We start from the raw sequence: 22,188 nt of genomic DNA, 5'->3' as shown, positions 1-22,188 counted from the left end.
CAATTATGCGCACAATTCTTTTGCTCTTTTTTGCCTTTCTTACCCTTTTGGGGTGTAGTGAGGAGCTTCCTCCAATTCCTGAACCTGATTCTCGCCCAGCTAAATTATTCTCTGTGTCTGTTGGCAATTCGCAGTTTCAACGCCAGTTTCCTGCCACCACAGAGGCGGGGGAGCGCGCAGTGTTGGCCTATAGAGTACCCGGCCAAATGCAAACTATCGATGTGGTCGCAGGGCAAATGGTGAAAAAGGGGGAAGTGCTGGCAACGCTCAATCCTGACGAGTACCAGTTATTGGCTGATCAGGCGCAAGCGCAGTTTCGCTTAGCTGACGTTCAGTATCAACGCTCTAAAAAGCTACGCCGAGATAAAGTCGTGTCAGAGCAAGATTTTGACCAAGCTAAAGCGAACCGAAATTCAGCAAAAGCAACACTCGATCAGGCAAAGGCTAATCTTGGTTATACAAAGCTTGTCGCCCCTTATGATGGCACAATCTCTCTAATCCCTGCTGAAAACTATGAATACATCGCAGCCAAACAAGGGGTGATGAATATTCAGACCAATCGTTTAATGAAAGTCTCCTTCCAACTTCCAGATCATTTGTTGACCCGTTTTACGGAAGGGGTGGATAGCGAAGCCTACATGGTATTTGATGCTTTTCCTGCCAACCAATACCCGCTGACCTTTCAAGAAATTGATACTGAAGCCGACCCCAAAACCGGTTCTTACAAAGTCACTATGGTGATGGAGCGACCGGAAAATGTCGGCATATTGCCGGGGATGTCGGGTGCGGTAACCGTAATAGCGGCGTCTTCTACCGCGACCAGTATTCCAGTCTCTGCGCTGTTTGAAGAAAACGGAAAAACCTGTGTGTGGCGGGTTAACCCTGAAGGTATCGTAGAAAAAGCTGCGGTGGAGCTAAATGATAAGCGACAAGTAGTGACTGGTTTAGCGGATGGCGATCAGATTGTCATTTCCGGTGTCAGTGGCATTACCTCCGGCATTAAAGTGCGTGAATGGATTAAAGAGAGAGGGCTGTAATATGAAATCAAGAGTTTGGTTTTTTCTCGCAGCCGCAATGATTTTATCCGCTTGTGGTGGTGAACCTCAGTATGTAGATTTTGGCGCACCAAAAGTGAAGGTTGTGACCTTAGGTTCGAATCAAAAGAACGATAATTTGTATTTTCCTGCGGTGGCTCATGCCGCAGAAAAGTCACATTTGAGCTTTCGTGTTGCTGGTGAAATCAGCCGCGTCTTCGTCAAAGAAGGGGATAAAGTCACCCAAGATATGGTTTTGGCACAGTTAGATCCGACTGATTACCAATTGGAGGTGGATAACGCCTCTGCGCGTTACAGCGTTATCAATAGTCAATACAAGCGCTCAAGCCCGTTAGTGAAGAAAGGGTTATTGGCTAAGTCTCAATTTGATGAGATAGCGGCCGAGCGACAAATCGCCTATGCCGAACTGCAACTCGCTAAGCTGCGTTTATCTTTCACGCAAATCAAAGCGCCAGTGGATGGCATTATTTCACGGGTATCGGTTGATCAGTTTGAGAATGTTCAGGTAGGCCAACAGGTGGTGAACATCCATAGTTTAGATAGCGTAGAAGTATTGATTCAGCTGCCAGACAGAATTTACGTCAATCAACCAGAGCAAGACAAGCTGGCGCAAATTGATGCGGTGGTTAAAGTGCCAAGCGGAAACGAGTACCACGCTACCATCAAAGAGTTTACCACTGAGCCAGATCCAAACACTGGCACCTTCAACGTGACTCTGTCACTTCCAATGCCTGAGAACGAATACATCCTTGATGGTATGGCGGTCGAAGTCACTTCAAAAAGCGAGCAGGTTGGATTGGATCTTAAACAGGGGGTAATGATACCAATCGAAGCCATGTTTAATGCCGATGGTGATGATATTGACCGAGCGAATAAGTTTGTATGGGTGCTTAACCAAGACAGTACCGTAAGCAAAACCAAAATAGTGGTTGGGGCGGCAAGCCAAAATAGCATTCAAGTTTTGTCGGGATTAGACCAAGGGCAGCAGATAGTGATCGCGGGCATTAGTCGATTACGTGATGGGATGCGTGTTGCACTAGCACAGGAGGCGGCCAATGAGTAATCAAGTAGAGCAGAATAATCCGGATGATAGCCAAACGGGCATTGCCGCGTATTTTATTCGCAATCGTGTAATTAGTTGGATGATAGCGCTGATCTTTTTGATTGGTGGTGTCGCTTCATTCTTTGGCTTGGGGCGGTTAGAAGACCCAGCGTTTACCATCAAAGATGCCATGGTGGTGACATCTTACCCCGGAGCAACGCCTCAACAAGTGGAAGAGGAAGTGACTTACCCGCTAGAGAAAGCGATACAGCAGCTGACTTACGTGGATGAAGTGAACTCGATTTCTAGCCGTGGTTTGTCGCAAATTAGCGTTTCAATGAAGAACAATTATGGCCCCGATGATTTACCGCAAATTTGGGATGAGTTACGCCGCAAAGTGAATGATTTAAAAGGGACGTTACCGCCCGGAGTCAATGACCCTCAAGTGATTGATGACTTCGGTGATGTCTACGGGATCTTGCTTGCGGTCACAGGGGAAGGGTATTCATACAAAGAGCTGTTGGATTATGTAGATTATCTGCGCCGCGAACTTGAGTTGGTGGATGGGGTTAGTAAAGTCTCTGTCACGGGGCAGCAGCAAGAACAAGTGTTCATTGAAATTTCGATGAAACGATTGAGTAGTCTAGGGCTTTCACCAACAACCGTATTTAACTTGCTTTCAACGCAAAACGTCGTCTCATCGGCTGGAGCGGTGCGAATTGGCGATGAATATATTCGTATTCATCCAACCGGTGAGTTCCAAAATGTAGAGCAGTTAGGCGACCTGATCATCACTGAAAGCGGTGCTCAAGGTTTGATTTACTTACGTGATGTCGCCAGCATCGAACGTGGTTACGTTGAAGTACCTAGCAATATCATTACCTTCAATGGTCGGCTAGCACTTAATGTTGGGGTCTCATTTGCACAAGGGGTCAATGTTGTTGATGTTGGTACTCGATTTGACCACCGCCTTGCTGAGCTGAAATATCAGCAACCAGTGGGCATTGAAATATCAGAAATTTACAGCCAGCCAAAAGAAGTGGATAAATCGGTCAGCGGTTTTGTTGTCAGCCTTGGTCAAGCGGTCGCCATTGTTATCATCGTGTTGCTGTTCTTTATGGGGCTACGTTCAGGCTTGCTGATTGGCCTTATATTGCTGCTTACCGTATTAGGTACATTCATTTTCATGAAGTACTACCAAATCGACTTACAGCGCATCTCGCTCGGCGCATTAGTGATCGCGCTAGGTATGCTGGTGGATAACGCCATTGTGGTGGTTGAAGGGATATTGATTGGTACCCAAAAAGGGCGAACGAGAATGCAAGCGGCGACAGATATCGTCACTCAAACCAAGTGGCCTTTGCTTGGTGCGACGGTGATTGCGGTTACCGCGTTTGCACCGATTGGTCTTTCTCAAGATGCAACGGGTGAGTATTGTGGCACCTTGTTCAGTGTATTGCTTATCTCCTTAATGCTCAGTTGGTTTACGGCGATTTCACTAACGCCTTTCTCTGCTGATCTGTTTTTCAAAGGGCAAAAGCAAGCGCAGCAAGATGAAGATAGCGACCCTTACAATGGTGTGATCTTCGTGGTGTACAAAAACTTCTTACAGCTTTGTATGAAGCGAGCCTGGCTGACAGTCATTGTGTGTGTGTTGGGTTTGTTTGCCAGTGTTTATGGGTTTACCCATGTGAAACAATCTTTCTTCCCATCATCGACGACACCGATGTTCCAAGTGGATGTTTGGTTGCCAGAAGGGACAGATATACGCGCGACCAATACTAAGCTGAAAGCGTTGCAAGCTTGGATTGCCTCACAACAAGGCGTCGAGCATGTGACCACCACCGCTGGTAAGGGGTTACAACGCTTCATGTTGACCTATGCGCCAGAAAAAAGTTATGCCGCCTATGGTGAAATTACGACCCGTGTTGAGAGCTATGAAATCTTGGCCGATCTGATGACGCGTTTTCGCGCTTATGTGGAATCGACCATGCCTGAGGTCAACTATAAGCTGAAACAGATCGAGCTTGGCCCTGGTGGCGGCGCGAAAATTGAGGCCCGAATTATAGGTTCAGATCCGACTGTGCTTCGCTCCGTTGCGGCGCAAGTTGAAGATATTATGCATGCCGATCCCGGAGCAACTAATATTCGTCATGATTGGCGCGAACGCACGAAAGTACTTGAGCCGCAGTTTAATGAAAGCCAAGCGCGCCGTTATGGTATCACTAAGTCAGACGTGGATGATTTCCTTGCGATGTCATTCTCTGGAACGTCGGTTGGTGTCTATCGAGACGGTACGACCTTGATGCCGATTGTGGCTCGTCTGCCTGAGGAAGAGCGGGTCGATATTCGCAACATTGAGGGAATGAAAATTTGGAGCCCAGCGCTAGGCGAATACATTCCGCTGCAACAGGTGACGCTAGGCTACGATACGCGTTGGGAAGACCCAATTATTGTGCGTAAGAACCGTAAACGCATGCTCACAATCATGGCTGATCCGGATTTGTTAGGAGAGGAAACGGCCGCGACATTACAAAAGCGGTTACAAACTCAAATAGAGGCGATAGAACTACCGCCGGGTTACTCGCTAGAGTGGGGCGGTGAGTATGAATCATCGGGTGAAGCTCAAGCTTCCTTGTTCACAACCATGCCGTTGGGCTATCTGTTTATGTTCCTGATTACGGTGTTCTTGTTCAACTCGGTGAAAGAGCCTTTAATTGTTTGGCTTACTGTGCCTCTGGCTTTGATTGGGGTAACAACGGGCTTACTGGCTCTTAATACGCCATTTGGGTTCATGGCGCTACTCGGTTTCTTAAGTTTGTCAGGGATGTTATTGAAAAACGGTATTGTTCTACTCGACCAAATTGAAATTGAGATGAAATCGGGTAAAGACCCTTATATCGCAGTGGTGGATGCAGCGGTTAGCCGTGTTCGACCCGTTTGTATGGCGGCGGTAACAACGATATTGGGTATGGTACCTTTGTTGCCTGATATCTTCTTCAAACCCATGGCGGTTACTATTATGTTTGGTTTGGGCTTTGCGACCGTACTGACATTAATCGTGGTACCAGTGTTGTATCGTATGTTCCATCGATTAGCCGTTCCAGAGTAAAAGAGTAATATGACAACGCAAACCTGCGCATGGGCGCTAAATCACCCGCTAGAGAAGGAATACCACGATAGTGAATGGGGCGTCCCTGTTTATGATGACAAAACATTATTTGAATTTATCACCCTAGAGGGAGCGCAAGCAGGGCTCAGTTGGATAACTATCTTGAAAAAGCGAGATGGGTATAGAGCTGCATTTGAAGATTATGATTTGCATAAGTTAAGTCAACATGGAGAGGTACGTGTAGAGCAAATCATTGCTCAGTTTGATGTGGTTAAGCATCGGGGCAAAATTGCTTCCGTATTTACCAATGCGCAAGCAGCGCTGGCGTTGATTGATGAATATGGCAGTTTATCCAACGCGCTTTGGTCACAAGTTGGCGGTGAACCTACCGTCAATCATTGGCAAGAGATGTCTCAAGTTCCTGCATCCACAGAAACGTCAAAAGCGTTGAGCAAGTTTTTGAAAAAGCGTGGCTTTAAGTTTGTTGGTGAAACAATCTGTTATGCCTTTATGCAAGCGGTAGGTATGGTTGATGACCATCTTGATGGTTGTCCCAGAAAAACAGGGGCTAAATAAGCCCCTGATTTTTATCTGCTAACTTGTTGCGGCTTTTTCTAGAATAAGTGCGTTATATCGCTCAAAGCCTGCTTCTAAATCGGCAATTAAATCGTCGACGTCTTCTAAACCAATATGTACACGGACTAGTGTCCCTGAAAAGTTAGGGTTAGCGACTGTGCGTAATGAGTTAAAACTTTTTGGCTCGTTAGCTAAAATGAGGCTTTCAAACCCGCCCCAAGAGTAGCCCATACTAAAATGTTTCATGCCATCAAGCAGTGCGGTAGTGGCACGTGGGTAACTGGTTTTTAGTACAAATGAAAATAGCCCATTACCGCCACTAAAATCACGCTCGAAGAATTGGTGGCCGGGACACGTATCCAGAGCAGGGTGGCGAACATGGTCAACTTCTGGTCGAGACTGTAGCCATTGGGCCACTTTTAAGCTGCTTTGCGCATGTTGGCGTAAGCGAACATCTAAAGTGCGAATACCGCGCAAACCTAGATAGGCATCATCAGGAGAGACGCATTGACCCATTAGGTAGCTTTGTTCACGCAATTGATCCCAACATTTTTCGTTAGCGACAGCTGTTCCTAGCATCACATCAGAGTGGCCAACAATGTATTTGGTGGCGGCTTGAATTGAGATATCAACGCCGAACTCAAACGGGGAGAAGTTCACACCCGCGCCCCATGTGTTATCGAGCATCACGACGATATTATGCTGGTGAGCAATGTCCGCCATGGTCGGAACATCTTGCACTTCCATCGTGATTGAACCCGGAGATTCAAGGAACAGAACTTTTGTGTTCGGTTGAATGAGCGTTTCAATCTCTGCACCAATCATTGGGTCGTAATAGGTCGTCTCTACGCCCATTTTCTTCATGATCTTATCGCAAAAATCGCGAGTCGGTTCGTAGCAGGTATCCACCATCAAAATGTGATCGCCAGTTTCGACAAAAGATAAGATGGCATTAGAAATGGCCGCGGTGCCACACGGGTATAGTGCACAACCTGCACCGCCTTCAATCTCAACCATTGCGTCTTGAAAGGCGAAGTGTGTGTTGGTGCCGCGACGGCCATAAAAGAGTGTTTTGTTAGCGCGATTAACGGTGGCATGATGCTTTTCAGCCACAGTATCAAATACTACCGTTGAGGCTCTTTGTACTGGGGGGTTAACGACACCATTTGTCCATTTTTTGTCACGACCTGCGGTTACATATTTGGTCTGCTTACCTTCTGACATAAGAATTCCTTGTCTCTGTTTCGAGTTGCTCTATTTAAACCACGCTGCACCACGAATAGCAAGGAATTGAATAGCTTGCGGCCGGATAAAATGTAAAACAAGTTAATCGCCTACAATAGCGGATTAAACAAATAGAACACGCGCTCAAGGAAACGAGAATACAAGGTGCGCTGACGCCATTGAGTCATATCGACCGTATGGGACTGCTCCATATAGCCTTTTTGCAGGTCGTACATTTGTTGGGTAAAGTCTTGGTCATCAATGGCTAAGGTAAGTTCGAAGTTAAGCCATAAGCTGCGCATATCCATGTTAACTGTGCCAACTAAGCAGAACTGCTCATCAATAACGACCGATTTGGTGTGCAATAGACCGCCATAAAACTCGTAGATCTTTACTCCAGCTTCCAGTAGTTCACTGTAAAACGCCCGAGAAGCCCATTGGACCATAATTGAATCATTTTTATGTGGAATGATGAGTTCGACTTTAATGCCTCGTTGTGCAGTCATTTTAAGCGTTTCAAGCAGATCGGCGCTCGGTACAAAATAGGGCGTTGTAATACGTACCGATTGATTGGCTTGGTTTATCGCTAACGTGAGCACTTGATAGATCAAATACTCTGGCATACCAGGGCCTGATGGCACGACTTGTACTGGATGTTCTGAAGCGAGAGTTTGGCACTGTGGGGTAGGAGGAAAAGCACGTTCACCTGTTTCTACTTCCCAGTCCCAACTGTGCACCGCAGAAAGAACATTGACCGTAGGGCCAGTAATTCTCACCATGATATCAATCCATTGACCGACGCCAGAATCTTGCTTGAAGTAGGCGGGATCAACCATGTTCATTGAACCGGTATAGCCAATGGTTTCATCAATAACGATGATCTTGCGGTGCTGTCTTAGATCCAATCTACGCAGGAAAATACGCCATGGGCTTACTGCTAATGCTTCGACTACTTTAATGCCAGCGGTTTTCATTTTCCCGACCCAAGGACTGCGGAAAAAGCGTGGGCTACCGGCAGAATCGAGGAGGAGTTTAATTTCAACGCCACGCTCGGCTGCACGAATAAGAGCGTTACCCACTTCATCAGCCATGCCGCCGGGGTGCCAAATATAGAAAACCATGCGTATCGAGTGTTGCGCATGGTCAATATCATCAATCACCGAACGCATGATCTCTTCAGGAGATTGTTGTAAAGAGAGCTCGTTGCCGCTTAATGCAGGTAAACCAAGACGATTATTACAAAGCTCATCGATGCGATAGATGTGACGGCCGAATTTCTCTGGCGAGTGGGCGGAACAATCGCTAAGGCTTGAAAACCATTCTGCAAATGGAGTTAGCATTTCTTTAGCGCGTTCAGCGCGCTTTCTACCTAGGTTTAGCTCACCGAATAAGAAGTAACAACCAACCCCTACAATAGGGATGATGTAGATAACCATCAACCACGCGAGCGATACACTCACCGCGCGGCGTTTTAATACCACTCGCAAGGTGACACCTGCGACGAGGATCCAGTACAGCACAATGCTAGCTATAGTGACAAAGTGATAAAACTGTTCCATATCTCAGCCTAAACAGTGGGGTGACGGTTGCCTGTAAGTGATTGTTAAATAGTAAGCTGTTTCTCGCGATCTTCACAGTAAAAGCTTCCGCTATTCATCATTTTTAAAACATGGGGGATTTGGGAGGCTGAGGTTTGTGTTGGAAAAAGTGGATTTGTGTTATGAGAATGTAAAATGCGATAGAAATCGTTTTCTCTGCTTAAAAAAGCAGCATTTAATCGATGTGGTAAGGGTTTTAAATAGAAAATAGAACTCTTGGGGTTCCAATTTTAATCTCAAACTGTTTTACTTGCTACAAATCGAGCGTCACTTATATTTTATAAAAGTGTAAACTTAAATTTACACCCACATTTTAGACGCCTACCTGCAAACACAACAATGGGTATTAACACTATGGCGAGTAACTCAAGAGGCCATTTCTCATCGAAACTGGGCTTTATTATGGCAGCCGCTGGTTCAGCTGTCGGATTAGGTAATGTTTGGGGCTTTCCGACGAAAGCCGCGAGTAATGGCGGCGCAGCATTTCTAGTCATCTATTTAGCAATGGTCTTTTTGATTGCATTTCCAATGTTGGTGGCTGAGCTAACGGTTGGCCGATATGGACAATCTAACCCAATTTCATCGCTGCGTAAGGTATGGACTAAAAATCGCACGGCGGCGGGGCTATTTGGTTTAGTCGCCATGATTGCCGCTTCGATGATTTTGAGTTTCTACTCAATTCTTGCGGGTTGGTTGATGGGCTTCTCAGCTGCTCCAGCGCTCGAGTTCATTGGTTTTCAGTCAGCTGCAGATTGGTTAACCAATTTTAGTGGTAGCCGTAACGTTGTTTTAGCAGTGCTGTTTTCTTTGCTTACCATTTACGTTGTTCAAAAGGGTGTCGCTGACGGTATTGAGAAGTGGTCATCTCGCTTGATGCCTGTGTTATTCGCGTTGTTTGGTGTGATGATCATCTATATCTTCACTCAAGACGGCGCGATGGAAGGTCTCAATATGTACCTTGTGCCAGATCTTTCTCATGTGACACCAAGCTTGATTGTTGATGCAATGGGTCAAGCGTTCTTCTCGCTATCTCTAGGTGTTGGCTCCATGATGGTGTACGGCTCATACCTTAAGAAAGATGTGAACATTCCAAAAACCGCTGCTCAGGTTGCAGCAGTAGATACGGGTGTTGCATTCGGTGCTGGCCTACTGATTTTGCCTGCGATGTTTGTGGCGAGAAATAATGGTGTAGAAATCTTTACTGACGCTGGTGAGCTAAAAAGTTCGGGCGATTTAGTATTTGCTGTGTTGCCTTCAATGTTCCATTCGTTGGAAGGTATTGTTGGGGTAGTTGTCGGAACTGGCTTCTTTATTCTTATGGTGATTGCTGCTTTAACATCTTCTATCTCTATGCTTGAAGTACCAGTATCGTGTGCTCAAGACGAACTTAAGATGGATCGCACCAAAGCAACTTGGGTTATTGGTGGTGCTATCCTAATTCTAAGTATTATTATCTCGCTAAACTTTGGTTCGCTGTTTGGACTTGTGGCTGATATCTCGACTGTTTATATGCAGCCGTTACTGGGGGTGGTATGGGCAATCGTAGTCGGTTGGATTTGGAACCGAAACAAGCTATTGAATGAGCTGAAAGAAGGTAATCCTGAAATTGAGCAAGGGTTGTTCTGGAAGATTTGGCCTTGGTACGTACGCATTGTTTGTCCTGTCGCTATCTTAGCCGTGTTCATCTTCTCAATTATTTAGTGAACTCACTCGCAAAAAGCCTCTAGTATTAGAGGCTTTTTTTATATTAGTTCAATTGCGTATCAAGTTTGCCTGAATTGGGCCGATAACATGACACTGACCTATTTTAAATTTCCTGGTTAGCACAAATCCCCATTTAAATAACAATTACAATTTAGAAGGTAAGCGGAAGTGAATCTATCAGTTAGAAAGAAGTTGTACGCCGGCTTTGGAAGTATTTTGGCGATTCTAATGATTATGGTTTCGATCATCTGGAGTGAAGTGTATTCATCGCACGCAGTGGCTGATGAGATTCGACAAGATGACGTGCCAGAGTTAGTGGGTTATCTAACCATGATTGATAACGCTGGCGATGTGTACCGTGATGCGACTGGTGCAGTCACGGGGGTAAAAGGGGCGTTAGAAGCATATTACGCTAACAAGCAAGAGTTTGCGGATGATGTCGCTCTGCTTAAAACGCTAGAAACCAAAGGTGGCAGCGATTATCAGCAAGTAGTGAAAGTTGAAGGCTTGATGAAGGCCTTTACTTCTGATTTTGAAAACAACATTGTCCCGTTGTTAGAAAGCCGCAACTATACTCTTGCGGCGGTCATTCCTCTGCTTAATCGCGGTTATCAGCAATACTTAGTGCCGATTGAAAACATTTTAGATGAAGCGACATCGGCTGGTGAAGTGAGCTCTCATGAAGCGCTGGTTGGTTTGAGTGATTCATTTGCCAAAATTGAATACACCATCATGGTGCTCTCTTCGATTGCGATTGCCCTGACTTGTGTTATCGCTTACATCCTATCTCACTCTATAACCACTCGATTGACCAAATTGGATGAAGTTGCACAAAAAGTCGCTGATGGCGATCTTTCTACCGAAGAAATTAGCGACAATTCAGGTGATGAGTTGTCAAACCTTGCGCGTTCAATCAACCGCATGCAAGGTTCATTAGTCACGCTGATCGGCTCAATCTCAACCGTTGCTTCAGAGGTTAAGCATGTGACAGGAGAGCTATCTTCAGTAAGCGGCGACATTGTGACTGGTGCTTCTTCACAAGCGGATAAAGCCAGCCTAATCGCAACCGCAGCAGAAGAGTTAAGTTTGACCATTTCGGAAGTGGCACAGCAAGGCGCTGCTACTTATGAAGAGTCTAAGCGCTCTGAGCAATCGGCGGAAGAAGGCCGCCAAGTGATTGTTGAGATGGTGAGCAGCATTCAACAAGTTAGCCAACAAATGGCAGATATGTCCTCACAGATGAACCAACTTGGTAGCCATGGTGAAAAGATTGGTAGTGTCATCAAAGTGATTGAAGACATCGCTGAACAAACTAACCTATTAGCTTTGAATGCTGCAATTGAAGCGGCGCGAGCTGGTGAGTTTGGTCGTGGTTTCGCGGTTGTAGCCGATGAGGTTCGCGCTCTTGCTGAGAGAACGACCAAAGCGACCCAAGAAGTTTCAGGGATTATCCAAGCGATTCAAACAGGCACTCAAGAAGCGGTGACCTTTACAGAAGATAACTGCCGCTTAGTTGAAATTGGCGTAAGTCAAAGTTCGGGTGCGGTTAGTGCGTTAGAAGAGATTGTCTCGGGCGCTTCTCATGTTCAAAGCATGATCAATTCGATTGCGACTGCTGCAGAAGAGCAAACAGCAGTAACCAAAGAGATTGCGGCAGATATTACTTCAATCAGTGACATTTCTACACGCTCACTGGAACTTGCGAATAGCAGCTCTAGCCGTGTAGCAGGCTTAAATGACCGCGTTTCTGAACTTGAAGCCTTAGTGGGTAAGTTCCGCCTAGCGTAACTCTCTACTATTTGCTGAGATAGTAATCAAACAGCTGATTTATAGTAAATTGAATGAGCCAAACTCCTGACTGGGGTTTGGCTCATTTTGCTTTAGGTATATACTCTTGCACTCCAAAGTGGAGTGGCTTCATGTTCGATATTCTTTTTACCCATCCTCAATTTGTTGTAATCAACAAACACCCTAATGTCTCCGTACATAGAGATGACGGCGATACTATGTTGGTCCAAGAGGTGGCGAACCAACTGGGAGAATCTCAGTTATACCTTGTTCATCGGCTAGACAAAATGACCTCTGGTATTTTGTTGTTGGCGCGAACTGCCCAAGCAGCGAGCCTGTTGTCGCAAGCTTTTGCGAATAGACAAGTAGAAAAGTTTTATTTGGCAATTGGCAGCAAGAAGCCGAAGAAAAAACAGGGATTAATCTCAGGGGATATGGAACGCTCAAGACGCTCTGCTTGGAAGCTACTAAACAGTCAGATTAATCCGGCGGTAACGCAGTTTTTCTCGTTAGCGGCAGAGCCGGGCGAGCGACTGTTTCTTTGCAAACCTCATACGGGTAAGACCCATCAAATTCGTGTAGCGATAAAATCAGTGGGTTCTGCCATTGTGGGTGACCCTATATACAACCCATCCTCCCATTCTGATCGAGGCTATTTGCACGCATTTGCTCTAAGATTTTCATATTTAGAGGATACATTTGAATTTATCTGTGACCCCCGTGACTATCAAGCGTTGGGTAGTAAATGGCATCAATCAACGACAAGCGAAGGTATTGACCAATGGCTGGAACCTTGGAGCCTAACATGGCCGAAAATCAACAAATCATAGAGTCTATGCAAATAGAACAGCTGCCAGTGTTTTTTGAACATCTAAATGGTCAGTTAACCGACGCGCCTAATGAAGTTCGCCGTCTTTTCCATGGCCGTGGTCGCCATTGGCCGGGGCTTGAGCAACTTACTTGTGATTGGTTGCAAGGGCAATTAATCGTAAATTTGTTTAAGCCAGTATCGTCTGAGTTTTTAAATGAGCTTAAACAGGGGCTAATGACATTAAGCAACAGTGCGTTATGGCAAGAGAAACAGGGCCGTTCAATGGTGCTTCAGCATCGTTATACCGATGGTGCGCCATCAGAGGTTCTGGTGGGCGAGTTAGACTCAAGACCTGTGGTGATGGAGTCTGGCCTGAAGTATCAGCTTGATATCGGCCGTAACCAGAATTTTGGCTTGTTCTTAGATATGCGATTGGGCCGAGATTGGGTTAAGAAAAATGCCCATCAGGCGAATGTCCTCAATTTGTTCGCTTATACCTGTGGCTTTTCAGTGGCTGCCATCAGTGGTGGCGCGGATAGCGTTGTTAACGTGGATATGGCAAAGTCGTCGCTCTCAAAAGGGCGCGAGAACCATAAAATTAATGGTCACAACATCAATCAAGTTCGCTTTTTTGCCCATGATATTTTTAAGTCTTGGGGCAAGATTAAGAAAGCCGGCCAGTACGACTTGATCATTATTGACCCACCGTCGTTTCAAAAAGGTAGCTTTGCACTGACCAAAGATTATCAAAAAATCTTACGTCGCCTACCTGACCTTCTAGCGGATGGTGGCCAAGTATTAGCATGTGTTAACTCGCCAGTGGTTAACTGCGACTTTTTAATTGATGGTATGAAACAAGAGGCGCCGACACTTCAGTACGTCGAACGACTGGATAACCCGCCAGAGTTCCCAGACACGGACGACCAAGCAGCGTTAAAATGTTTGGTGTTTAAAAAAGCCTAAGTGAAATAAGTAAAAAGCCCCGAAAGGGGCTTTTTTCATTTAGAGGTGCGAGCCGAGTTGTTGCTGCATGATGTTTAGGTATTTGTCGTTTAAGCCGCCTTCGACGTTGGCGTGTTTCAACTCTTCTGAGTCATTAGACAAGAATAGGAATTTCTTTCTGTAATGGGTATTGAGCGGGACTTTATTGATCTCAATGCCAACCGATTTAGCGACGCAGTTAATCCAAACATCATCGGCGTTCGGGCATAATCTGATAGCAAGATCGGTGTCTTTCAGCGATTTTCGTTGCTCATTAGCCGGGAAAAATGTCCCTCCACCAGAGGTAATAAAAGCATCTCCCGCAGTTGGCTCATCAATTTCAAAACTCCAATTGGCGTAAGGGAGTGGTTCATTATTTTTACCACGTTGAATTTGATGCGCGCGGCAACCAATGATGGCTTCAGGTTTTTTCTGGTGTTGTTTGTATAAGCGCTCTACCAGATCGTAAGGATAAAGAATGTCATCATCGACTGTGATGATGTGCATGTCTGGTGCAGAATCGATAGCAGGAAATAGCTTCTTATAAGATCCAGTGTTAGGTGTGAACTTAACCGTTAAGCCACGTTCGATCTGACGTTTTAGCGTTCCGGGCAGCGTCTCCATGGTAAATTCATTTTCATCCAACCAAAGCACAATACTGTTAGGTTTGATGGTCTGTGCGCCTAAAGACTCGATAGTGAGATAAACCAAACTCACGCGCGATGAGTAGCTGGTTAAACTAATCATGATGTTATGCGCAGAGTCGGGGTTGATCAGTGATTTTTCCGACTCTAAACATGAATGGGTGTAGCGATCGATTAATACTTGTTCTTTTACTTTTGACTCAATTGCGATGCGTTTTGATATATGGGAAAAAATTTTACTAATCACGGGCAATCCATTTATTTACACTGACGTTTAAAAGAAGGTGTATTAACTTCTTTTCTTCTATTAATCAGCGCATGTTCCCAATGGTGAGTCGTAAAATAAACCTCTGTACTATACCCGTTTAATATCAAATGAAACTTAAGACAGACCATTTCACTGATTACAATTTGTAGTGATTTAGATCACTATTTGAGAGTTTGAAAGCCAGAGTAAATCCGAGTGAATGTGGTAAACCAGCATGCCGCCCCAAATAGGTAAGCAATGATCGCGAAGTGCTGCGGCAACAGACAAAACAGCACAAAGCAAGCGATGGTCTCGGTGCCTTCGGTTAAGCCACTCATATAGTAGAGCGACTTGTTTTGATAGGTTGGGTTCTCAATGCCTCTTTTCCCTGCCATCACCGCAAAGGCCAAAAAGCTCGATCCAGTGCCAATAAAAGAGAAAATCAGGAAAGCACCGGCAATAGCGTTACTTTCAGGATTGGCGAGAACAAAGCCAAACGGAACCAAGGAATAGAATAAAAAGTCGAGGCTAATATCTAAAAAACCGCCAGCGTCGGTAATTCCTTGTCGTCTCGCTAGTGCGCCATCAAGGCCATCACAGACCCGATTACCAATAATGAACATGAGCGCTAGCCAATATTGTTCAAAAATAAGCGCGGGTAGTGCCAAGCAACCTATAGCAAATCCAAACAAAGTGGTTGCGTTGGCTGTCACTCCCAGATGATCGAGTAGAGATGCCATTTGAGTTAAAGGCCAACGAATGGCTTTGATACTGAATTTATCCAGCATGTTGGTTCTCCTTTGGCCATTGATAAATGGTGCCGTTACTTGGCGCATCATCTCGGTCGTGAGTTACGAGCAGTGCAGGTATATTGGCTTGAATGAGTTGTGCGTACACCCAATCACGAAATTGCTCGCGCAGTGACTGGTCCAGCTTACTGAACGGTTCATCCAACAGTGCGACTTTGGGTTGAGCAAGTAGCATACGCAGTAAGCTAATTCGCGCTCGTTGCCCCCCTGATATTTGCTCGGGAAACGCATTTGCAAGTGATGTGAGGTTAACCTTGGCTAAGTTTTCTAATGCTAACTGCTTTCTTTGATTTCCTTTTACATCATTGGGCAGTGCAAAGGCGAGGTTTTGCCACACGTTGAGATGTGGAAAAAGTAAATCGTCTTGGAATAGCACGCCGACGCCTCGCTCATGGGGCGGTACTTTCGTAATATTCTGTTCGTTCAGCCAGACTTCTCCGTCGTAACTGAAGTCTTTGTTTAAGTGGCCTGCGATAACATTCAATAGCGTTGATTTACCACAACCACTTGGTCCCATCATACAGGCCACTTCTCCCGGTTTTACCGAGATACTGAAGTCTTGAATGAGCGCCTCTTCGGAACGCTTATTGATGGAAAGGTTTTTGAGACAAAGTGTCATGACCAAGAGTTTCCTTAATTGGCGTGTAGGTTCGTTGTCTAGCTTTGTGGCTAATGAGCATAGAAATCATGAAGAAAATCAGTGGCAGGATTGCTTGCCAGATTGCGTAGATAGCGGTGACTCGGCGATCAAATCCGCTAGATAGCGCAACCGCTTCGGTGGTGATGGTTGCAACGCGTCCCCCTCCGAGTATCAATGTCGGTAGGTATTGCGCCAAGCTGACGCTTGCACCAATTGCCCATGCGTACAGCAGGGCAGGGAGCAAGATTCGACCTTTAATCATGACAAAAGCGTATAACGGCTTCTTGCCCAAGCTCAACGCTGTTTTGGTGAAGTTATCATTGTAGCTTCGCCATGGCCCGTCTAAGGCGAGATATACAAAGGGAAAAGCAAAAAACAGATGTGACCAAATCACCCAAAGCATAAATTGGTCGCTATCCAAATAGAGGGTGGTAATTTGCAGACCGAACAACAAAGAGAGTTGAGGCACCAACATGGGTAAGGCAATGATGTAGTTTGGCAGTGAGAAGCGATGTTTGACCCGATACTCTTGGGCGATAATTCCCATGAACAGGGCTAAGAATGCAGTGATTACCGCGAGCAGCAAACTTTGTTCGATAGTTGGCCATATATTCTGCCATTCGAACTGCCAAAAACGTAGGCTATATCGACTCGGTAGCAAGTCGGGAAAACGCCAACGGTGAGCAAAGCTCCACAGCAGCATAATTGGCAACATGAATAGAGCGAGTGCAGAGATCGCCGTAATAAAGGATTTTCCGGGTAACGAAAATCCATAGCGGCCAGAGTATTGCCATTTATTTAACTGCTGAGTTGCCAGCTTTTCAACGCCGACTACGAATAACAACAGCGCACTAGCGATGGCAAACAACACCATGGCTCCAGCTGAGGCTCTAGGTAGTAACGTCAAATCAGGATCACTAAACCATTGCCACACTAGCACAGCAAAAGTAGGTGGGTTGGTAGGACCAAGAATTAAACTTAAATCCACCACAGCAGCACCGTAGGCGATGACTGCAAATAAAGCGAAACGCATCTTGTTGAGCCACTGAGGGAATACGATTTTGAGCCACATTTGCGAGGGCGAATAGCCTAAGGCACTAGCAATGTGATGCGTTTTGTCGAGATTTAACTGCAGTAAGATAGGTAAACTCATTAAGAGTAAAAACGGCACTTCTTTCATCGCTAGTGCAAGAGTTAGCCCGATTGCGTAGGCATCATTCACAAACCAAGCGGTTGTTTGGTTGTTTGGCGCTAGATTAAATACTTCGTGCGCAATTCGAGCAAATACGCCGGTGGGAGCAAGCAAAAACGCAAAGCCGATGGCAAAGGCCACATGGGGGAGCGCCAATAAAGGTGACAGCATGGTTTCTACTTTGCGCCAATGGCGTGAAAACCAGAGTTGCTGAATGATAGCAAAACACACAAGTGCTGCGAGGTATGTACTGGCAATACTACTAAACAATGTGAGAAAAATGGATTGCGCTACGCCTGACCAGTCGAATACCAACGAATAAGCGCCGAGGGAAAGCTGTTCTAACCCTATTGGTGGTATGTAACCAAATGAAGAGAGCGAGACGCCAATAAGCCCTGGGGCCACTGGCGCAATACACACAATAATGAGGATTAAATAGCTCGCTCTAAACATCTGGCTCTCTATCTTTCTTTTTTGGTACTTATTGGCCGTAGCGCTCTAACCACGCCTTTTCTAACGCTGGTTGCCAACTAGGGTGCGGCTCAGCAATAGAAGTAAACAGCTTAGTGTTCTTCGCTGTTCCTGTTAAATGTTGATTTTCCAGCACGGATGGATCACCCCAAATGGCCAAGTCACCTTTGCGTGACTGGGCTTCTGGGCTTAAAAGAAAGTTAATCACTACCTGAGCGCCAGCTGAAGCGTTTGAGTTCCATGGAATAGCAAGGAAGTGGATATTGGATAACGCACCTGCTTGCATTGCATAGGTTTTGGTTGTTTCGGCTAAATTACCGCTTACTTGGGCAGAAAATACGGCATTTGGATTAAAGGTAACGGCCAAATCAAGCTGACCATCATCGAGTAATTGGAAGGTTTCAGTTGAACTTGCTGGAAACTGCTTACCCTGACGCCAAGCCACTTTGTGGAATTGATCGAGATATTGCCAAAGAGGCGCTGTTATCGCCGTGAAGTCTGCTTGCTCAACCGGTTTACTGAGTGCAGGGGCATTAGCGGTTAATTCGATAAGTAATGCTTTTAAGAAGCTTGTTCCATGAAATTCTGGCGGCTTTGGGTAGCTGATGCGGTTAGGAAAGGCTTGCGCGTAGCTCAAAAGCTCAGCAAATGAAGCAGGAGGGTTGTTGAGTGTTTGAGTGTCGTGAATAAACACAAGTTGTCCCACGCCCCATGGTGCTTCTAGGCCCAATGTAGGCTCAGAAAAATCGGAGTCAACAGGCAGAGTTTTGTCGACGAACTGCCAACTAGGCAAGTTTTCTACAAAAGGACCGAACAATAAATCGTTATCCTTCATTGATTTAAAGTTTTCGCCATTGATCCAAACCATATCGACACTGCCACCGTTGTTTTTGCCTGCCGCTTTTTCTGCGATAAGGCGTGTAGTGGTTTCAGCGATATCTGTCACCTTAACGTGTTTTAGCGTAACACCGTACTTTTGCTTTACTTGGTTACCAGCCCAACGAATGTAGTTATTAATTTCTTGGCTGCCACCCCAAGCATGAAAATAGACCGTTTCGCCTTGCGCTTGTTGTAGCGTCGCTTGCCAGTTTGTGTCTGAAGCAAAAAGTGAAAATGAAGTGATTAAGGAAGAAAAGAGTATCAACAGCCTTGTCATAATGATTCCTCGACGTTGTTAAATTATGAGTCTGTATTGCTAGACCGGTGTCGTTCAGTTTTCTATTCATTATGACGGAAAAATTTTAATTTTTTTATGTATTTGGCATGATTGTTATCTAATTGTATGCGTTTTGTGCGCTGGCAATAAAAAAGCAGCCAAATTGGCTGCTTTAAGTTTGTCTGAGTTCTATTTGCGGATTGCTTAGTTTTTCCAATCGCTTAACTTGAATGTTAGCGTGTGTTTTTCACCCGCTAAAACAAGGTTTTCTTTCGTTAGCGTCATTTCGCTCCAGCTTGATAATGTCGTAGCGAACTTGTGCTCGATTTCGTTTGCTGGACCCATGCAAAGCTTCATGGTCATGCCCATTTTATCGATACGGAATTGGTTCATATCTTTAAGTTCAGCAAGGCCAAAATAGTTATTGCAGCCAGCATTACCATTTGCAGTCATCTTTTCGCCAACTTCTAACGTTGGTGCTTTTGCTTCGTCACCTAACGCAAGCTCATCGCCGTCAATGCTGACCAGTTCCCAGTGATGATGTTGTAGATCTGAAGCAGTAATCTGTTGAACTTCATCACCTTGGCTTGCACACGCTGTTAGTAAAACAGGCAGAGTAAGTGCAGCAACGAGTGTTTTTGAGCTAAGCTTCATAGTAATAAACTCCAAAAAAGTGTTTGATGACATAGTGTCGTGGCGCAATTATAGGCTAAGCAATTGGTATCGTGTCAGTTTTTGGTCATGGTTGTGTAGAGTTTTATCGAGAAAATGGATGTAAACAAAATGGGGTAAGGTATGCAGCAGCTAGAATTTTTCACCATTCCCAACCCGTGTGTCGGTGTCTGTTCAGTGGATGAAAAAGGATACTGCCAAGGGTGCATGAGAAAACGTGAAGAGCGGTTTAATTGGCTCAGCTTCTCTCCTGCAGAACAGCTGCACATCATTAAGTTGTGCCGTCAACGATACAGACGGAAAATGTCCTCAAAATCAATTGATAGCAATACACCCACTGAGCCTCAGAGTCCTCAACAAGATTTGTTTTAACCCTGTCCTTTAATGTTTACTTCAATCCCCATTGATCACTGACCCATCCACCCGCATTTTCATCAAAGTGACAGCCTGAAAAACGATGGTTGCGTTCAATGCTTTTTTCACACTCTGGTTCTGAATCGATAAGCTTTTGAATATGGTTGGCCATAGGATCGCCGCTTTGCAGTCGTTGCTGCCTCGTCGCAACTTCTTTGATGATTTGAAGGCGGTACGAATTGCTAGCACGTTTCATAGCGGATGTCCTGTGTTGGTTGACCTTTAGAAAAGTTAGGACTGGAAAAGATCTTCGTCAAATGCTCCGCAGACTTTTTTTCTAATTTCTAACCCAAGTCGAAATCAATACCGAGATAAACACCGAGTTAATGCTGTTTTAAACCATATATTTAACTAATTTTCTGTGCCTCAAATATGAAATAAAAGATTCATATTTGTTCAATATAACGGGTTTGCGCAAAGCGTCTTTTGTTTAACCAAGGCGAAAGAATAGCGCTTAGGGCAATTGTCTTTAATGATAATTGTTTGCATGGATTTAAGTGCTTTAGTCAACGAATCAAGTGATATGTCCGCATGATTTTGATATTACGCGTAAAATATTTATCTGGTCGTACCTGTTAATTAGAGCCTTTGCGTTAAACGAGAGCAATTACTCTAATTAATGGTTTTATAAAGTGAGGCAGTTATAGGACATTTACCACGGAATAAAGTTCTGTAAAATATCAAACAAAACGCCGTAAGGATTAAGGCTGAGCGCCAAGGTTCGGTGTACAAACAGATGTTTTACAGGCATGACAATGACTAATAAATTTACGCTCTCTAACTCTGCATTGCTTATCGGTGCAGCGCTTATCTCTGCTCAAGCAAACGCAGCAGGTTTCCAACTGAACGCTCAATCTGCAACAGGTATCGGCCGCGCATTTGCCGGTGACGCAGTTATCGCTGATAACGCGTCAGTAATGGCACGTAACCCAGCCGCGATGGCCTTATTTGATGAAACAGCGCTTTCTTTAGGTTTTGAAACCATTATTACCGATATTGAAGTGAAGGATTCCACTTATACGTATTTGGAGTCGATTAAGCTTACCAATCCAAATCGCGGCCCTCAATATGTAACGGAAGAGTCTAATTATGACAATGCGGGTGGAACGTCTATTGCGCCGAATATTCATTTGATCGTTCCAATTGATGAGACATTCGCAGTTGGCGTAAACGCTTACTCAAATTTCGGCACTAGTACAGAGTTTGATTCTAGCTTTGCTGCATCAGAATACGGCGGTACAACCGATGTGATGAGCATGAACATTGGCTTATCAGGTTCTTACCGCTTGAATCAGCAGTGGAGTTTTGGTGCAGGTCTTGACCTTATTTACGGTAAAGGTGAACTAGAGCGCACGCTAAACGATGGAATTATGCTTTACGGTGGTGAGACTGGTGCGTCTGCATCTGCAGACGGCTGGGCGTTAGGTTTTAACCTAGGTACGGTTTATGAGCTGAACGAAAACAACCGTTTTGGTTTCTCGTACCGTTATTCCCCTGAAATTGAAGCGGAAGGTGAGGTAGAGTATCTACTGTCTGGCTTAGGTAAGGTAGAAGACACACTGTACTTATCGTTGCCACATATGGTGGAGTTCTCTGGTTATCACCGCATTGAGAATAGTAAATTTGCGGTCCACTATAGTGTTCAATATATTGGTTGGTCGGTATTTGAAGATTTAGAGGCTGAGAAATCAGGCGTACTGAATGAGTACAAATGGCAAGATGGTATGCATTACGCGATTGGCGGTACGTACTATCTGAACAATGATTGGACGCTGCGTGCAGGCTACATGTACGACACCAGCGCGCAGGACGAGCTGACATCTGTTTCTGTCCCAGACTCAGATCGCCAATGGTTCTCTGCTGGCTTTACATATCACATCAATGCGGAATCCAATATCGACTTTGGCTTTACTTACTTAATGGGTAAAGATGTAGACGTACACGAAAGTTTAGAACTTGACGGAATGTTAGTTTCAGAGATCACTGCCACAACACGCGCCAACGCCATTCTTGTTGGTCTGCAGTACAGCCGTACTTTCTAATTCTGTATAG

Annotated in this window: 19 protein-coding genes; 10 read left to right on the top strand and 9 right to left on the bottom strand. The window is 45.1% G+C overall.

Features of this window, described 5'->3' with window-relative positions:
• Positions 1–5 precede the first annotated feature (5 nt).
• From OH461_RS05450 to OH461_RS05435, 4 genes are read left to right on the top strand one after another with little or no spacing between them, the layout of a single operon-like run.
• Positions 6–1,037: an efflux RND transporter periplasmic adaptor subunit gene (locus OH461_RS05450; RefSeq protein WP_270019589.1), complete on the top strand. Its 1,032-nt coding sequence runs from the start codon at positions 6–8 to the stop codon at positions 1,035–1,037.
• A 1-nt stretch (position 1,038) separates the two neighbouring features.
• Entirely contained in the window at positions 1,039–2,118 is a 1,080-nt protein-coding gene (locus OH461_RS05445) for an efflux RND transporter periplasmic adaptor subunit (RefSeq protein ID WP_270019588.1), read from the top strand.
• Positions 2,111–5,209, top strand: a complete 3,099-nt coding sequence (locus OH461_RS05440) for an efflux RND transporter permease subunit (protein WP_270019587.1) — start codon at positions 2,111–2,113, stop codon at positions 5,207–5,209. Before OH461_RS05445 ends, OH461_RS05440 begins: the two co-directional genes overlap by 8 nt.
• A gap of 9 nt (positions 5,210–5,218) precedes the next feature.
• On the top strand, positions 5,219–5,785 hold the full coding sequence (locus tag OH461_RS05435; protein ID WP_270019586.1) for a DNA-3-methyladenine glycosylase I: 567 nt from the start codon (positions 5,219–5,221) through the stop codon (positions 5,783–5,785).
• An 18-nt stretch (positions 5,786–5,803) separates the two neighbouring features.
• On the opposite strand, the gene OH461_RS05430 is transcribed toward OH461_RS05435, so the two are convergent.
• Together OH461_RS05430 and cls are read right to left on the bottom strand one after the other, a co-directional pair.
• Entirely contained in the window at positions 5,804–7,009 is a 1,206-nt protein-coding gene (locus tag OH461_RS05430; protein WP_270019585.1) for a cystathionine beta-lyase, read from the bottom strand.
• A 110-nt stretch (positions 7,010–7,119) separates the two neighbouring features.
• Complete coding sequence (cls, locus tag OH461_RS05425; RefSeq protein WP_270019584.1) at positions 7,120–8,568, bottom strand: cardiolipin synthase; 1,449 nt, start codon at positions 8,566–8,568, stop codon at positions 7,120–7,122.
• Positions 8,569–8,961: 393 nt separating this feature from the next.
• On the opposite strand from cls, the gene OH461_RS05420 reads away from it, so the two are divergent.
• The 4 genes from OH461_RS05420 to OH461_RS05405 all read left to right on the top strand — a co-directional run bounded on the left by OH461_RS05420 (position 8,962) and on the right by OH461_RS05405 (position 13,873).
• On the top strand, positions 8,962–10,308 hold the full coding sequence (locus OH461_RS05420) for a sodium-dependent transporter (RefSeq protein ID WP_270019583.1): 1,347 nt from the start codon (positions 8,962–8,964) through the stop codon (positions 10,306–10,308).
• Positions 10,309–10,479: 171 nt separating this feature from the next.
• Positions 10,480–12,099 (top strand): methyl-accepting chemotaxis protein, encoded by a 1,620-nt coding sequence (locus OH461_RS05415; RefSeq protein WP_270019582.1) that lies wholly within the window; start codon positions 10,480–10,482, stop codon positions 12,097–12,099.
• Positions 12,100–12,230: 131 nt separating this feature from the next.
• Complete coding sequence (locus tag OH461_RS05410; protein WP_270019581.1) at positions 12,231–12,929, top strand: TIGR01621 family pseudouridine synthase; 699 nt, start codon at positions 12,231–12,233, stop codon at positions 12,927–12,929.
• Between the two features lie 5 nt (positions 12,930–12,934).
• On the top strand, positions 12,935–13,873 hold the full coding sequence (locus OH461_RS05405; RefSeq protein ID WP_270019870.1) for a class I SAM-dependent methyltransferase: 939 nt from the start codon (positions 12,935–12,937) through the stop codon (positions 13,871–13,873).
• Positions 13,874–13,912: 39 nt separating this feature from the next.
• Here OH461_RS05405 and OH461_RS05400 read toward each other — a convergent pair whose 3' ends face one another.
• The 6 genes from OH461_RS05400 to OH461_RS05375 form a co-directional block, all read right to left on the bottom strand.
• Positions 13,913–14,782 (bottom strand): glycosyltransferase family 2 protein, encoded by an 870-nt coding sequence (locus OH461_RS05400; protein WP_270019580.1) that lies wholly within the window; start codon positions 14,780–14,782, stop codon positions 13,913–13,915.
• Positions 14,783–14,964: 182 nt separating this feature from the next.
• On the bottom strand, positions 14,965–15,570 hold the full coding sequence (locus OH461_RS05395; protein ID WP_270019579.1) for a CDP-alcohol phosphatidyltransferase family protein: 606 nt from the start codon (positions 15,568–15,570) through the stop codon (positions 14,965–14,967).
• Complete coding sequence (locus OH461_RS05390) at positions 15,560–16,210, bottom strand: ATP-binding cassette domain-containing protein (protein WP_270019578.1); 651 nt, start codon at positions 16,208–16,210, stop codon at positions 15,560–15,562. The genes OH461_RS05395 and OH461_RS05390 overlap by 11 nt, the downstream gene beginning before the upstream one ends.
• Entirely contained in the window at positions 16,176–17,876 is a 1,701-nt protein-coding gene (locus OH461_RS05385; RefSeq protein WP_270019577.1) for an ABC transporter permease, read from the bottom strand. Before OH461_RS05385 ends, OH461_RS05390 begins: the two co-directional genes overlap by 35 nt.
• Positions 17,877–17,904: 28 nt before the next feature.
• Positions 17,905–19,050 (bottom strand): ABC transporter substrate-binding protein, encoded by a 1,146-nt coding sequence (locus tag OH461_RS05380; protein WP_270019576.1) that lies wholly within the window; start codon positions 19,048–19,050, stop codon positions 17,905–17,907.
• A 204-nt stretch (positions 19,051–19,254) separates the two neighbouring features.
• Positions 19,255–19,704, bottom strand: coding sequence for an META domain-containing protein (locus OH461_RS05375; RefSeq protein WP_270019575.1), 450 nt, complete (start codon positions 19,702–19,704; stop codon positions 19,255–19,257).
• A 141-nt stretch (positions 19,705–19,845) separates the two neighbouring features.
• On the opposite strand from OH461_RS05375, the gene OH461_RS05370 reads away from it, so the two are divergent.
• The gene (locus OH461_RS05370; RefSeq protein WP_270019574.1) at positions 19,846–20,094 is read left to right on the top strand and encodes a DUF1289 domain-containing protein; all 249 of its coding nucleotides are present in this window, start codon (positions 19,846–19,848) and stop codon (positions 20,092–20,094) included.
• 16 nt (positions 20,095–20,110) lie between these two features.
• Here OH461_RS05370 and OH461_RS05365 read toward each other — a convergent pair whose 3' ends face one another.
• Entirely contained in the window at positions 20,111–20,332 is a 222-nt protein-coding gene (locus OH461_RS05365; protein ID WP_270019573.1) for a hypothetical protein, read from the bottom strand.
• A 553-nt stretch (positions 20,333–20,885) separates the two neighbouring features.
• Here OH461_RS05365 and OH461_RS05360 point away from each other — a divergent pair.
• A complete protein-coding gene (locus OH461_RS05360; protein ID WP_443088440.1) occupies positions 20,886–22,178 on the top strand; it encodes an outer membrane protein transport protein in 1,293 nt (430 codons plus the stop codon).
• Positions 22,179–22,188 lie beyond the last annotated feature (10 nt).

Source organism: Vibrio sp. LaRot3 (genome assembly GCF_027587025.1).
In the GTDB taxonomy this organism is placed as follows: domain Bacteria; phylum Pseudomonadota; class Gammaproteobacteria; order Enterobacterales; family Vibrionaceae; genus Vibrio.
This window is presented reverse-complemented; position numbering and strand designations above follow the sequence as displayed.